We start from the raw sequence: 14,398 nt of genomic DNA on the forward strand, positions 1-14,398 counted from the left end.
AATTTAAATATTAAACTGCATTTTAACCTTACTACCATTATTTTCAAACTCTATTTCATCTGCAAGATGATGCATTAAAAAAATGCCTCTACCATGTGTTTTTTCAAGGTTTTCGGGTTTAGTTGGATCCGGAACATTAGTATAATCAAAACCTAGTCCTTCATCTATTATAATGAATTGAACTTTATCTTCCTGAATACTATATTCAACAACTACATTTTTTTGCTTATCTAGCTTGTTACCATGTACAATAGCGTTGTTAACACCTTCAACAACACCTAATAGTAATTTTCCATAAATATCACTATGAAGATCATATTCATTAGAAAGATCATCAATTAATTTCTCAACTAAATTTATATTTTTAGTTTCAGAGTTAAAGACTAATTTATCCACAGTTAGTTCCATTAATATCTCATTATACTGATTAGAAAAGGTAAAAACCTTATACTTTGAGACTCCATTAACCTTTTATACTGCAAAATAATCAAAGTGTTCCAATTTTTTAGAAAAATATGACTAAATTAATTTAAAAGCCATTTTTCGGGGTCTAATTTTTTACCTTCTTCCCATATTTCAAAGTGCAAAACATTAGAATTTTCGCCTTCTCCTTTATAGATATTACCAATAAGATCACCTTGCTTAATTACATCACCCTTTTTCAATTTAACAGCCTGTAAGTTAGCATAAACGGTTAAATACTTACCATGTCGGATGATTACAGTCTTATTATAACCAGGTATTGTAACAATTCGAGAAACTTTACCTTCAAAAACAGCAAAACATTCAGTACTATTTTGTGCCTGTATATCAACCCCATTATTATTAACTTTTACATATTTTAAAACAGGATGTTGGTGTTCACCAAATTTTGAAATTATGACACCTGTTGATACCGGCCATTTTAATCTACCGATAGCTTTGTCAAAATCTGTAATTGAATACGTTTCTTTATTGGCCTCTTCTATAAGTTTTAGTATGGTTTTTTCTAGTCTTTGAAGAGCCTTTTGATTATCCTTTATTTGACGCTTAACCTGTCTTTCTTTACGCTTTAAACTTTGTATAGAACCATTTAAATTCTGCTTATTTTGAAGCAATTGATCCTTTTCCTTTACTACTTTTAAAAGAGAATTGCTTTGTACCTTTAGTTTCGTTTCTAACAAAGATTGTTTCACTACTAACTCTTCTTGTTTCCTTTGAATTAGGATACCCTGATTTTTGCGGAACTTATTATATTCTCTTAAAATGATGAATCTTCGATAAGCCTTATTAAAGCTTTCAGCTCCGAGAAAAAAAGTTACTTCGTTATATACCTTTCTATTCTGATAACTTTTTTGAATTAATAATGCATACTCATCCTTAAGCTTTTGTAAATCCTTTTCTGAAATTGATATATCATCTTTTAGGTTGGCAATATCTTCATTTAACCATTGAATTTCGGTATTATAAAGGTCAATAAGCTTTTGTCTGGAAGTGATTTGATTATTGATTAATTTAATATTAGTAATAGCCTTATTCTTTTGTTTGCCGTATAATTCTAGCATTTTAGAAGACTTCTTTAGTTCGTCTTCAATCTTACTTTTTTGCGCCTGTAAATCATCAATATTCTGAGCATTTACAGCTAGAGTAAAAACGGATAAGAATAGTATTACTGAATATCTTAAATTAATCATTCAATAGTCTTTTTCGAGTATTTATCAGAAATTCTAAACCCTATAGAATTATCACTATCAAATTCAACATCGTCAAACTTCAAATCAATTTTAAATGTTTTTAAACCTTTGCTACCCTTAATAGTTAAACTTCCAGGAAATAATCCATCATTAACTTCATAAAAACTACCATATTGGATCGTTACTGATCCATTGGAATTAAAGTCCTTAATGTAGGTACTTTTAATTTTAGAAACCTCAGGCATAATATAAAATTCATGTAATATGAGATCTTTTCTTACACCTCTTCTTTCAAGTCTGGCAGCTCTACCTTCTTTTAAGGATTGAAAAACATAAGCATCTTCAGAAATATTATGCTTGTACTTCTTTAATCCATTTAAAATATCTTTATCCAAAGGATACACAAATAATTCATTGGTAAGTATGCTATGAATGGTTTTAAAATCCACTTCAAGCATGAATTTATTCCATATAAAATCGTAATCTCCAATCAAATAATCTCTTTTAGTACGATCTAATATTTCAACTTTATCATTTGTTAATCGAACACGAAACAATTCAATTCCCATTAAAGGATTAATTGAAATAATTATTGAACTGTCGCGACGAACAAATATATTTCCTTTAAATGATTTACTATCACCATTAAAATCCACTTCAGCTTTAAAACGTTTATAAAAAATAGTTTCATAGTTTAGATAACCATTTTGTATATCGTTTAATAGCCTGGCATCACTAATATTCTTTAATTCTCCATGTCTATCATAGTACATTCTTGTACTTTTACATGAGGCCAGGAATACAATTAAACCAATGAATAAATACTTTTTCACTCCTCCAGATATGTCTTACTTTCAATCTTCTTAATTAAAATCTCACTGCTATTGCCCATAGATTTGGATAACTTCCATTGTTCAACAGCTTTTTCAATATCGCCATTTTTAAATAGAATATCGCCATAATGTTCTACAATAACATCACTTTCATCTCCACCATTATCCATAGCCCTTTCAATAATATATTTGGCTTCAAAATAGCGTTCACGTTTAAATAATACCCAGGCATATGTATCTAAATAGGTAGCATTACCAGCTTCCAATTCGATACATTTACTACTCATTTTTTCAGCTTTTGCCAGGTCTTTATTTTCTAAAGTAAGATAGTAGCTATAATTGTTAAGAACAACAATATTTAACTCGTCTATTTTTAAAGATTCCTCGTATACAGCAAAGCTTTTTTCAACTTGCTTTAGAGAATAGTAAACATCTCCCATAGTAGCCAAAAATTGAGCTTCTAAAGCCTTGTTCTGACCAACATATTCATACCCTTTTTCAAGGAGCTGTAAGGCAGTTGTATTATTTTCTTCCTGCATAGCAGCAGATGCTCCAATTAAATAGAAGAAAGAGTTTTCTGGAAAATTATCAATTGCTTCATTTGATTTCTTAAATACCAAATCGTAATCTTCAGTATTTAATAAGAGCAGAATATATTCTTGCCAGATTAGTTCATTTTTAGATTGAATACTTAAAGCTTCCTCATAGGATTGCAAAGCTTTGGTGGTATCATTAATAGCTTTGTAGTAATTACCCAGATAGATATAAGCATTTGGTTCAAATGGATGCGTGTCAATCAAAATTTTAAAGAAATCTTCTAAATAAGCATGATCACTAACATTACCATTTCCTTCCATTAAAAGAGGTAAAATACGTTGAAATTTTGCCTCAAAAGGGGTACCCTTTTGTTTTAAAGCTTTACAGTAGTAATCAATAAAGGCTAAACTATCATTTTCTGATTTAGCAATACCACCCAAACTAAAATAAGCTAAAGAATTTTCAGGATCCTTTTCTAAAACAGTATAATATGCCTTTTTGGCATTATCCATTTCCTTGATATACTTATAATAATCAGCTAAGTAACCATAGTATCTGGCTTCTTCAGGATTATTATCTATTAATTTTTGAACTTCGGCTAATGCATTTTTATTCTTACCAAGTTCAAGATAGATATGCTCCTTTTCTAATATTAGAATTTCATTTAATCCAATTTTCTTCTCTAACCGATCGTAGGTTTTAATAGACTTTTCAAATTCGCCGTTATTAGCATATAATTGAGCTAAGCCATAAAGATACTCATCATTATCCGGATCTATATTAACCAGTTTTTCGTAGATAGAAATGGCCTTTACACCCATATTATTTTTCTGATAAAGTTCAGCGAGTAAAAGACTATACCAATGATTTTCAGGTTCAATCTGAACAGCTCTTTCTAATAATCCCTGGGCTTTAACTAATTCATTACCGGCAACTAATATATTAGCCAGTTCGTACATAGACGCACTACTAGTCGGATCAATCTTTAAACATTCGGTTAGATACATGGCAGCTTTTTGTAAGTTACCTTTCATTTTTTCTCTACCCGACTCGTAAAAGAAATAATCAAATTTACGTTGATCAGCTTCGTCCAGTATAACCTTCTCTATTACTTCTTGATTGGTTTCTTTGTGCAATACTTCCTGAGAAAGTTTACACGAGCCCAAAACAAAAAGAGTAGCAATAACTACAATATTTTTTAAACTCATAATTTTAGTTTGTTCCTGTATGACCAAATCCTCCGGCTCCTCGTATTGATTCTTCAAGCACTTGTACTTCCTCTAATTTTACCTTTGTATATTCGGCTATAACCATTTGACAGATTCTTTCACCGTCATTAATGATAAAATCAGTATCAGATAAATTTACAAGTATAACTTTTACTTCACCACGGTAATCTGCATCAATTGTTCCGGGAGTATTTAAAACTGTAATTCCATGCTTAGCTGCTAAACCACTTCTCGGTCTTATTTGCGCTTCATGTCCTTCTGGTAACTGCATAAATAAACCAGTAGGTATTAAAACTCTTTGTAAAGGTTTTAAAGTTACAGACTCATCAATGTTAGCTCTTAAATCCATTCCTGAAGAATGTTCGGTACTATATTGTGGAAGTGTATGCTTTCCCTTATTTACAATCTTAACTACACTCATCGTAATATTTTTATAAAATTTCTTCGTTCAATCAAAACAATAGTGGCTAAATAGCCTACAAATATAACTGCTTTCGTTCCTAATAAAAATAAATCGTTGTTAATAGGTAACTTACCAGAAATGTATACCAATAATACACCTGAAAACATATAAAGAAGAATTGTTCGAATAGGGTAATTTATTGGATAATATTTTTGTCCAAGGAAATATGATAAAACCATCATTAGAAAAAAACATATAAATGAACTAATAGCAGCACCTACATATCCATAAAGCGGAACTAATACAATATTCATTATAATTACTGTAACGGCTCCAAAACCACTTATATAAGCACCATACTTTGTATTATCAGTTAACTTATACCACAGCGATAATGAATAATAAATACCAAAAAATAACTGACCTAGTAATACGTAAGGTATAATTACATTTCCTTCGAAATATTCAGGTAACAGAAACAAATTAATAACTTCAATAAAGCTTAAAACTCCAACATAAATGAGTATACCAAAAATGACAAAGTATTTAAGAATGGTTGCATAAAGATCTTTAGACGCATTTTCTTTACCCTCTTTAAAGAAAAACGGTTCAAAAGCAAGCCTGTAAGATTGGATAAACAGCATCATTAAAACACCAATTTTAAAATTAGCTGAATAAATACCCAATGACTTCATAGGTGCTACGTCTATTAACTTAATCATCAAAATTTTGTCAATATTCTGAATAAGCATTCCAAAAAGCCCAACAATCATAATTGGAGCAGAATATTTTAGAATAGGCTTTAGAGTAGTAAATATTAAATGTCCTTTTGATCGCAAAATTGAAGGCAAGAAATAAATACCTATGAAACCTGAACTAAGAATATTAGCTATAAAAACGTATTTAAGCCTATTATTTGAATCAAATATACCATTCACCCATTCAATATCCTTCTTGATTAGATAAGGTAAGAAAACGAGGAAAAACACATTTAAAAGGATATTCAATAATACCTGAAAGAACCTTAAACTGGCATATCTCATTTTCTGGTTTCGGTATCGTAAATCAGCAAATGGCAAACTCACAATTGCATCAATGGAAACGATAATGGCACCGTATTTGAAAATATCAGACGTTAAATATTGATTACCAAGTGTACTTGTAATCGGGTTTATAAATACAAAAACTAAACTCACGAATACAACAGCCAGAACTGTAATAAATAAAGTGAGTGTCTTCAGTAAATCATTTTTATTTTCATTGGTAACAAAACGAAAATATCCTGTTTCTAAACCAAATGTAAGAACTACCAATATAACAGCGATATAACTATATATATTAGTAACACCTCCGAATAACTCCGGATCCAAAGTTCGGATATAAAAAGGCATCAACAGCCAGGCTAATAAGCGACTTACAATAGTACTTGCTCCGTATATAACAGTTTCACCTGCCAGACTTTTTAATTTACTCACTTACTAACTGAATAATGATCCCTGATTAAAATTTGTTTCTTTTCCCAGATGCTCGTAGGCTAAAGCGGTAACCAACCTACCTCGTGGTGTGCGATTGATAAATCCTTCCATAATTAAAAAGGGCTCATAAACTTCTTCTATTGTTCCGGCATCTTCACCAACTGCAGTGGCAATAGTATTAACTCCAACAGGACCCCCATTAAATTTATCAATCATGGTCAACAGTATTTTATGATCCATAATATCTAAACCATGCTGATCGATATTTAAAGAATTTAAGGCTACCTTACTTATTTCGATGTTAATGGTACCATCGCCTTTTACTTGTGCAAAATCTCTTACTCTACGAAGTAAAGCATTTGCAATACGCGGAGTTCCACGACTTCTTCTGGATATTTCATCGCATGCATTTTCATGAATTCTTACATGTAAAATATCAGCTGATCGCTCAATAATACCTGCTAAAGTTTGAGGATTATAATATTCAAGATGGCAATTAATACCAAAACGTGCTCTTAAAGGTGCTGTAAGTAAACCACTACGAGTAGTAGCACCAATAAGAGTAAATGGATTGAGATCGATTTGAATACTTCGTGCACCCGGCCCTTTATCAATAACAATGTCAATTCTAAAATCCTCCATTGCACTGTACAAGTATTCCTCTACAACAGGGCTTAAACGGTGAATCTCATCAATAAAAAGGACATCATTTTCTTCTAAACTTGTAAGTATACCCGCCAAATCACCTGGTTTATCCAATACCGGACCACTGGTAAGTTTAAATCCAACGCCTAATTGATTAGCTATGATATTTGATAAAGTAGTTTTACCTAAACCCGGAGGTCCATGTAGTAAAACATGATCTAATGCTTCTTCACGCATTTTGGCAGCCTGAACAAATATTTCCAGGTTTTCTACTACCTTATCCTGTCCTTTAAAATCATCGAAACTTAGAGGTCGTAATTGTTTCTCTATGTCTACCTCACTATGCTCATTTCCTCTAATATCGAAATCCATGTATACCTATTGTATTATTCCTAAAGTAGTTAGATTTGTAAAAAACTCTTGTAAGTCAAAAGGTTTAGCCATATATTCATCCATTCCGTGTGCCAAACATTTGTCTCTGTCGGCATCATAAGTATTGGCTGTTAAACCAATTATTGGCATGTGTTCCTTTGTAACTTTCTCCTTATCGCGAATTGCCACAGTTGTTTCTAAACCATCCATAATGGGCATCATCAAATCCATTAAAATTAAGTCGTATGAATTAACATCTAACTTATCTAATGCTTCCTGACCATTATTGGCAATATCAATTGTAAAACCATATTTTGATAAGTTCAGAAATATGAGTTTTTGGTTGAGTACATTATCTTCAACCAACAGTACTGATAAAGGATTTTGAAGTTTTTCCATATTTAGGTTAAGGCTTTATCTAGAGGCCGAATTTTTCAGAAATATCCAACATTCTATTAATAGGCTTAACGGCCTCTAATCTTATATCTTCAGATACTTCAATAGCTGGCCATTCATATTTTAAACAATTATACAACTTTTCTATGGTATTTAACTTCATATATTCGCAATCATTGCAAGCACATGTTGAATCGTTAGCTGGCGCAGGTATAAATTCCTTATCCGGACTTTCTTTTTTCATCTGGTGAATAATACCCGATTCAGTAGCCACAATAAATTGTTTAGCATCTGATTTCATACTAAACTTTAATAAGGCAGCTGTACTTCCTACATAATCCGCTAATATTAATAGAGGCTTTTTACATTCGGGATGGGCTAGCACTAATGCGTCAGGAAATTCTTTCTTGAGATCGATAATTTTCTCAACTGAGAATTTTTCATGAACATGACAGGCACCATCCCAAAGAACCATATCACGACCTGTAATACTATTTAAGTAATTACCTAAATTTCGATCAGGACCAAATATAACTTTTTCATCCTTAGGAAGACTATCCACAATGCTTTTAGCATTGGTACTGGTAACAACTATATCAGATAAAGCTTTTATATTGGCAGTAGTATTTACGTAAGTTAGTACAGTATGCCCTGGGTGCTCTTTTACGAACTCTTCGAATGCATCCGGAGGGCAACTATCAGCTAAACTACAACCGGCGTTTAAATCGGGTACTAACACTGTTTTTTCGGGTGATAGTATCTTAGCCGTCTCTCCCATAAAGTGAACTCCAGCCAGAATTATAATATCAGCATCTGTTTTGGCTGCCTGTTGAGCTAAAGCTAAACTATCACCTACAAAATCTGCAATATCCTGTAATTCATCCTTTTGGTAGAAATGCCCCATAATAATGGCATTCTTTTCTTTCTTAAGACGATTGATTTCTTGTATTAAATCTACATTAGTTGGAACCGGTTCGTCCACAAATCCACTTTTCAACCAACTACTCTTTATATTCATATTTTAATAGAAAAATAAATAAACTATAGTGATGATAATAGTCTGTTAATTTGGTTAGCAATTTTATCGAAAATTACTTTGAGAATAACTTTTTACCAAATGAACAGCAATAATTAACCAGTTATTAACATTTACAAACAGATGTAATTTATTGATTATAATTGACTTTTCAATTCTATCAACAAATAGTTAATAATCTTCAAATTTAATAATTTCTTTTTTTCAAACTGTGTAAAACGACATTTTAGAGAGTTAAAAACTCAGCCTTAAAAAAATCTGTTTTAAACACCCAACCTATTAGTAAAGCATTGTATTCTAAAAATAGTTTAAATAAGCAAGAGTGTTTTTTTAAAAGAAACTACCGGGTATTCACAAGTTATAAACAATTATTAGAGGGTTTATCCACAGTTTTTAAAATATGCCGTTAAGCATTGTTATATTTGTATAATAAAATAGTGGAACAATGTTTAAATCAATTGCTTTAGCAGCCGATCATGCTGGATTTCATATCAAGGAAGTTATTAAGAATTACCTTAACCAAAAAGGAATTAAGGTGAAAGATTTTGGAACTTATTCAGAAGAGAGTTCTGATTATGCTGATTTTGCACATCCAATGGCAAGTGCTGTTGAAAATAAAGAATACGAAATAGGTATTTCTGTTTGTGGTAGTGGTAACGGCATTAATATGACTACCAATAAACATCAGGGTATAAGAGCTGCTTTGTGTTGGAATTCTGAAATTTCAGAGTTAGCACGTTCGCATAATGATGCTAATATATGTTCAATTCCAGGTAGATATGTAAGCGAAGAAGAAGCTATTAATATTGTTGACAAGTTTTTAAATACTGATTTTGAAGGTGGCAGACATCAGAGAAGAATAGATAAAATTCCCTTATAGAAAAGTTTTTTACTTCTAAATCAGTCGAGTGTAGTTATAAAATACTAAAATTTAGCAGGTCTTATTAATAATTGATATTGAGAAAACAAGCCAAAATATTCAAGCAGCAATCTAAAAAGGTTGCTACTGATTTACAACATCGTAAAACCATCAACTTTAATATTTCGAAGTACGATGCTGCAGTTCAGGCAGGAAAACTACGATTTTCTGATTTTGAGTTGGCAAAAGAAATAACTTCTGATATCAAGGATGAAGTAATTTCCAAACTTCCGGATTTACTTCTTCAATATGAGGAAGAGGCTCAAAAGAATGGTGTAGAAGTCTATTGGGCAGAAGATTCATCTTCTTTAATTCAGCAGGTTAGTGAGGTTTTAAAAGAAGAAGAAACCAGGATGTTGGTTAAAAGTAAATCAATGGTTTCGGAAGAAGTTGAATTGAATGACAATCTGGAAAAATTTGGAATTGAATCTGTTGAAACTGATTTAGGTGAATTTATTGTTCAGGTAGCGGGTGAAAAACCTTATCATATTGTAACACCGGCTATGCACAAATCAAAATCTGATGTAGCTGAGTTATTTCATAAGCATTTTGGAACTGATATTAATTTATCAGCTGAAGAAATGACTGGTTTTGTGCGACAATATCTTAGGAAAAAGTTCTTAACTGCTGATGTTGGTATTACCGGTGGTAATTTTATTTGTGCTAAAGAAGGCGCCATTGCTGTTACCGAAAATGAAGGAAATGCTTACTTATCAGCTTCTATGCCCAAAACACATATAGTAATTGTTGGTATTGAAAAAGTAATTCCTTCTATTTCTGATTTATCTAAAATGTGGCCAGTACTGGCAGCACATGGCACGGGACAGCAGTTGACCGTTTACAGTAATGTGTTCTTTGGCCCTAAAAGAGCTGATGAAGTTGACGGACCAGAACGAATGGTTGTTTTTCTATTAGATAATAAACGTTCAGATATTTATCGAGATCCTAAACTTCGTCAATCGTTAAAATGTATCAGATGCGGCGCCTGTTTAAATTACTGTCCCGTTTATAAAAACATTGGTGGTTATACCTATGCTGCTACTTACAGTGGGCCCATTGGATCAGTTTTAACTCCTCACTTTAAAGATTTTACCGATTTTAATCATCTTAGCTTTGCTTCGTCACTATGCGGAAAATGTGAAGAGATTTGTCCGGTTCATATACCTCTAACACAACTGCTGTTATACAACCGACAGAAGTCATCGAAAAATAGTATGCTTAATAAAGGCTTGTATTTGGCTTTGTCCGACCGGAAACATATGGATGCAGTTAATGGACGTGTAAAAACAATACTTAAAGATGCCTTTGAAAGCGGTTTGGTAGGCGAAAAGAAAGAATTATCTGATTTTACCTCAAAAAGTTTCAGCAAAGCCTATAGAAAGCATAAAAAGACTTAAAGGTTTTTTAATGATTTTATTTAAATTAGCATCCAAATAAATCATCATGCTTTCAAACACTTGTAAATACGCCATCAGGGCAGTTATCTATCTTGCCGTAAATGAGGAAGATGGAAAAAAGATTGGGATTAAACAAATCTCAAAAGAACTGGATATTCCTACTCCTTTTTTAGGTAAGATACTTCAGAGTTTAGCCAAACAAAAACTATTAAAGAGTACTAAAGGACCGCATGGTGGTTTTGGATTAGGTCGTACACCTGAAGAAATTACACTTTACGATATTGTGGCCATTATTGACGGCGACGATGTTTTCACTAATTGTTTAATAGGATTACAATCGTGTAAGAGCAATAGTTCTGAAGGTAAAGCATGTCCGGTACATGATCAGTATCATGCCATTCGTAAGCAGATGAAAGAGTTTTTTGCCAACGAAAGCATTGAGAAAATCATGAATAACATGAAAGAAAAAGGCGATTACATTAAGCTATAGGTTGTTTCTTGTTGAAAGGGAATAAGATAAGGTAAGTGATTATCTTGTTACGACGGAAGATGTAAACCACAAAGTAAGCTGCAATTACACCTAGTGAATTAGCTAACATATCCCACCATTCGGCTGCCCGGTTTTCGGTAAGTATTAACTGAGCCAATTCCATGGCAGCCCCCCAGAACAAAGGAATTATTAAAATCTGAACGATATGCGTTATTCTGTGTTTGTGATGTAGATAATATTCAAACATTAGAAAAAACGCCATGGTGAAGTACATCAAGAAATGAACAATTTTATCGAAATGGGGAAATGAAAAGATGTCTCGTGGTTTAATATTGGAAGTATTCATCAAACTTAAGAAGGTAACAACCAACATTATGGTTAATGTTTTATGATATTTAATCAGTCTTGACATTTATATATTTTAATTGTTAATAACTATAACATCATTGTTTAAAAAGTGTTGATAAACTGTTAATAATACACTGAATTACAATGTTTCACGTGAAACAATCATAGAGATGGCGGGTATTTACGCACATATTCCATTTTGCTACACCAGGTGTTCATATTGCGATTTTTATAAAACTACAGATCAACGCATGAAAACTAGTTTTATAAAATCATTCTGCAAAGAAATTTCTCAACAAAAGGACTTTTTTAACAATAATTTTATCACCACACTTTATTTTGGTGGGGGTACTCCTTCGGTTTTGACTATTGAAGAATGGAAAATTATTTTTGAAGAACTCAATACTAGTTTTGATTTATCAAAGTTGGAAGAACTCACGGTAGAAGTTAATCCGGATGATGTATCGGAACAATACATAAAAGGATTACATCAATTGGGAGTGAATAGGGTGAGTATGGGAATTCAAAGCTTTAATGATGAGCATTTGCGTAAGATGAACCGAAGACACAATTCGCATCAGGCCCATGAAGCAATTCATATTTTAAAACAATCGGAAATAAATAATGTAAGTATCGACTTAATATATGGTTTGCCCTATATGAGTTGGGATGAATGGACGCAAAATATAGATTGGGCCATTGAGGCTGATGTGCAGCATATATCAGCTTATCATTTAACTTTTGAAAAAGGAACGCCTTACTACGAATTATTGAAGAAAGGAAAACTCAAAGAAATACCTGAGGAAGTAAGTTCCGATCAGTTTGAAATATTAGTAAAGAAACTGGAAGCTGCTGGTTTTGAAAACTACGAAATTTCGAATTTTGCTAAGCCCGGACTATATTCGAAGCATAATAGCAGTTATTGGACCGGTGAACCTTACTTAGGATTAGGACCTTCTGCTCACTCTTTTGATGGAAAAGCACGTAGGTGGAATATCAGAAGTTTAGCGGGGTACAGTAATAAAATAGAAAAAGGAGATTGTTTTTGGGAAGATGAGATCCTCTCTCCTCTCGATATTTATAACGAACGAATAATGCTTGGCTTGCGAACAGCTAAAGGTTTTGAATATGCCTTTATTGACGATTTAAGTAATAAGGAATTGAAACGTTTTGCTGAAGAAGAAATTCAAAAACAGATACAATTAAATAACCTCGAAATGATTGATGGCTGGTGTTGTGTAAGACGCGAAAAGAAATTTATTACCGATCGTATAATTTCTGACTTGTTTTACGTTATTGAGGATTAAACAATCGAAATAGCTAATTGTAATTACTATCAGAAAACACAATTCGATGGAAAATAAATCAGGCATTATTGCTACCTATAGTTCTATTTTTTTGAATGTAGCCTTGTTTGCTATTAAGTTTTGGGCCGGCGTGGTAAGTGGTTCGGTAGCCATTATTGCAGACGCCTGGCATACCTTAAGCGACAGTATTTCGTCGGTGGCTGTTTTAGTAGGATTGAAAATATCAGCCAAGCCAGCTGATGATGAACACCCATACGGACATGGACGTGCCGAGATTATTGCTTCGTTGGTGGTGGGTATTTTATTGGCTGTTATCGGATTTAATTTTTTGATGGAATCCATTGTTAAGCTGCGTAGTCATGAAGAGGTAGTGTTTGGAAAATTGGCACTGATAGTTACTATTATATCGGCTGTTGTAAAAGAAATAATGGCTCAGTATTCTATTATCATCGGTAAGAAAACTAAATCGCGATCAATGATTGCCGACGGATGGCATCATCGGTCCGATGCTATTTCATCAGCCATTATATTGGTTGGTATTTTGTTAGGCGATTATTTCTGGTGGATTGATGGTGTATTGGGTATTTGTGTATCCCTCCTATTGTTTCATACTACCTACACTATTTTAAAAGATAATATCAGTCATTTATTGGGCGAATCCATTGATGATGATTTAAAATCAGATATTATGGAGTTAGCTCAAAACGTTAGCCAGTTTGATGTTCAGCCACATAACTTCCTTATCCATCATTATGGTAATCACACCGAATTAACTTTTCATATTCGTCTTTCGGGAACAATCAGTCTGGATGAAGCCCATGATATTGGCACTCAATACGAAGAACTGATAAAAGAGCAGCATGGTATTGAAGCTACCGTGCATATTGATGCGGTTTAAGAGTTAGAAGACCGAGGACGGAAGATGATTTACAAATCTTCAAAGAATTGATGCGCTGATAAATGTTTATAGTTTAACTTTTGTAATTTATAGCTTATAAATATTTACCTACTTTACGGACTTCGGATTATAAACTTCCGACTTCTTACTTTTCCTTTAACCTTTTTTCTTTAGACATCGAACTATTATGTCTGGATTACAAACTGTGTATCTTATAAAACAACTTTGTACTTAACAACTATAGCTCAATAGTATTTGATTATGGCGTTAAAGAAGAGAAAAACCACATAAGTTAATAATATTTTTTTGTTGATGAATGGTCTTAAGGTGTTTTTATCTACTCTTAAGATATTATCACACTTACAAAAGGTGTTGACAAGCAGACTGGAGGTATTGTTAGACTATCTAAAGGTGTTAATAACCACTCTTAAGGTGTTGTT

15 protein-coding genes are annotated in these 14,398 nt (G+C 32.6%); 5 read left to right on the plus strand and 10 right to left on the minus strand.

The genetic code is table 11. From position 1 onward, the window contains the following. Nucleotides 1–3: 3 nt before the first annotated feature. From KEM10_RS11190 to nadA, 9 genes are all read right to left on the minus strand, one after another. Nucleotides 4–408 (minus strand): ATP-binding protein, encoded by a 405-nt coding sequence (locus tag KEM10_RS11190; RefSeq protein ID WP_212216086.1) that lies wholly within the window; start codon nt 406–408, stop codon nt 4–6. 116 nt (nt 409–524) lie between these two features. Continuing rightward, on the minus strand, nt 525–1,673 hold the full coding sequence (locus tag KEM10_RS11195) for a murein hydrolase activator EnvC family protein (RefSeq protein ID WP_212216087.1): 1,149 nt from the start codon (nt 1,671–1,673) through the stop codon (nt 525–527). Continuing rightward, on the minus strand, nt 1,670–2,446 hold the full coding sequence (locus KEM10_RS11200; protein WP_212216088.1) for a DUF4292 domain-containing protein: 777 nt from the start codon (nt 2,444–2,446) through the stop codon (nt 1,670–1,672). The genes KEM10_RS11195 and KEM10_RS11200 overlap by 4 nt, the downstream gene beginning before the upstream one ends. Nucleotides 2,447–2,502: 56 nt before the next feature. After that, a complete protein-coding gene (locus KEM10_RS11205) occupies nt 2,503–4,251 on the minus strand; it encodes a tetratricopeptide repeat protein (protein ID WP_212216089.1) in 1,749 nt (582 codons plus the stop codon). 4 nt (nt 4,252–4,255) lie between these two features. Next, nucleotides 4,256–4,693: a dUTP diphosphatase gene (gene dut / locus KEM10_RS11210; protein ID WP_212216090.1), complete on the minus strand. Its 438-nt coding sequence runs from the start codon at nt 4,691–4,693 to the stop codon at nt 4,256–4,258. Beyond that, on the minus strand, nt 4,690–6,150 hold the full coding sequence (locus KEM10_RS11215; protein ID WP_212216091.1) for a lipopolysaccharide biosynthesis protein: 1,461 nt from the start codon (nt 6,148–6,150) through the stop codon (nt 4,690–4,692). The genes dut and KEM10_RS11215 overlap by 4 nt, the downstream gene beginning before the upstream one ends. Before the next feature lie 3 nt (nt 6,151–6,153). Continuing rightward, nucleotides 6,154–7,167: a Holliday junction branch migration DNA helicase RuvB gene (ruvB, locus tag KEM10_RS11220; protein ID WP_212216092.1), complete on the minus strand. Its 1,014-nt coding sequence runs from the start codon at nt 7,165–7,167 to the stop codon at nt 6,154–6,156. Nucleotides 7,168–7,173: 6 nt separating this feature from the next. Further along, nucleotides 7,174–7,566: a response regulator gene (locus KEM10_RS11225; RefSeq protein WP_212216093.1), complete on the minus strand. Its 393-nt coding sequence runs from the start codon at nt 7,564–7,566 to the stop codon at nt 7,174–7,176. A 19-nt stretch (nt 7,567–7,585) separates the two neighbouring features. Further along, nucleotides 7,586–8,581, minus strand: a complete 996-nt coding sequence (nadA, locus tag KEM10_RS11230; protein ID WP_244825760.1) for a quinolinate synthase NadA — start codon at nt 8,579–8,581, stop codon at nt 7,586–7,588. A gap of 463 nt (nt 8,582–9,044) precedes the next feature. On the opposite strand from nadA, the gene rpiB reads away from it, so the two are divergent. From rpiB to KEM10_RS11245, 3 genes are all read left to right on the plus strand, one after another. Beyond that, on the plus strand, nt 9,045–9,479 hold the full coding sequence (gene rpiB, locus KEM10_RS11235) for a ribose 5-phosphate isomerase B (protein WP_212216094.1): 435 nt from the start codon (nt 9,045–9,047) through the stop codon (nt 9,477–9,479). Nucleotides 9,480–9,556: 77 nt separating this feature from the next. Continuing rightward, on the plus strand, nt 9,557–10,915 hold the full coding sequence (locus KEM10_RS11240; protein WP_244825762.1) for a lactate utilization protein B: 1,359 nt from the start codon (nt 9,557–9,559) through the stop codon (nt 10,913–10,915). A 46-nt stretch (nt 10,916–10,961) separates the two neighbouring features. Beyond that, nucleotides 10,962–11,405 (plus strand): RrF2 family transcriptional regulator, encoded by a 444-nt coding sequence (locus KEM10_RS11245; RefSeq protein ID WP_212216095.1) that lies wholly within the window; start codon nt 10,962–10,964, stop codon nt 11,403–11,405. Here KEM10_RS11245 and KEM10_RS11250 read toward each other — a convergent pair. Next, nucleotides 11,395–11,817, minus strand: coding sequence for a VanZ family protein (locus KEM10_RS11250; protein WP_212216096.1), 423 nt, complete (start codon nt 11,815–11,817; stop codon nt 11,395–11,397). The genes KEM10_RS11245 and KEM10_RS11250 overlap by 11 nt on opposite strands. 106 nt (nt 11,818–11,923) lie before the next feature. Between KEM10_RS11250 and hemW the strand changes: the two genes are divergently transcribed. Together hemW and KEM10_RS11260 are read left to right on the plus strand one after the other, a co-directional pair. Then, nucleotides 11,924–13,060: a radical SAM family heme chaperone HemW gene (gene hemW, locus KEM10_RS11255; RefSeq protein ID WP_212216097.1), complete on the plus strand. Its 1,137-nt coding sequence runs from the start codon at nt 11,924–11,926 to the stop codon at nt 13,058–13,060. A gap of 46 nt (nt 13,061–13,106) precedes the next feature. Continuing rightward, the gene (locus KEM10_RS11260; RefSeq protein ID WP_212216098.1) at nt 13,107–13,958 is read left to right on the plus strand and encodes a cation diffusion facilitator family transporter; all 852 of its coding nucleotides are present in this window, start codon (nt 13,107–13,109) and stop codon (nt 13,956–13,958) included. Nucleotides 13,959–14,398: the final 440 nt, after the last annotated feature.

It is taken from the genome of Carboxylicivirga linearis (assembly GCF_018271995.1).
GTDB classification, from domain to species: domain Bacteria; phylum Bacteroidota; class Bacteroidia; order Bacteroidales; family Marinilabiliaceae; genus Carboxylicivirga; species Carboxylicivirga linearis.

Coding starts and splice junctions, on each gene's coding strand:
- hemW (WP_212216097.1), top strand. CDS start 11,924: ATGGCGGGTATTTACGCACATATTCCATTTTGCTACACCAGGTGTTCA.
- nadA (WP_244825760.1), bottom strand. CDS start 8,581: ATGAATATAAAGAGTAGTTGGTTGAAAAGTGGATTTGTGGACGAACCG.
- KEM10_RS11200 (WP_212216088.1), bottom strand. CDS start 2,446: ATGTACTATGATAGACATGGAGAATTAAAGAATATTAGTGATGCCAGG.
- KEM10_RS11225 (WP_212216093.1), bottom strand. CDS start 7,566: ATGGAAAAACTTCAAAATCCTTTATCAGTACTGTTGGTTGAAGATAAT.
- KEM10_RS11205 (WP_212216089.1), bottom strand. CDS start 4,251: ATGAGTTTAAAAAATATTGTAGTTATTGCTACTCTTTTTGTTTTGGGC.
- KEM10_RS11260 (WP_212216098.1), top strand. CDS start 13,107: ATGGAAAATAAATCAGGCATTATTGCTACCTATAGTTCTATTTTTTTG.
- KEM10_RS11190 (WP_212216086.1), bottom strand. CDS start 408: ATGGAACTAACTGTGGATAAATTAGTCTTTAACTCTGAAACTAAAAAT.
- KEM10_RS11250 (WP_212216096.1), bottom strand. CDS start 11,817: ATGTCAAGACTGATTAAATATCATAAAACATTAACCATAATGTTGGTT.
- dut (WP_212216090.1), bottom strand. CDS start 4,693: ATGAGTGTAGTTAAGATTGTAAATAAGGGAAAGCATACACTTCCACAA.
- KEM10_RS11245 (WP_212216095.1), top strand. CDS start 10,962: ATGCTTTCAAACACTTGTAAATACGCCATCAGGGCAGTTATCTATCTT.
- ruvB (WP_212216092.1), bottom strand. CDS start 7,167: ATGGATTTCGATATTAGAGGAAATGAGCATAGTGAGGTAGACATAGAG.
- KEM10_RS11195 (WP_212216087.1), bottom strand. CDS start 1,673: ATGATTAATTTAAGATATTCAGTAATACTATTCTTATCCGTTTTTACT.
- rpiB (WP_212216094.1), top strand. CDS start 9,045: ATGTTTAAATCAATTGCTTTAGCAGCCGATCATGCTGGATTTCATATC.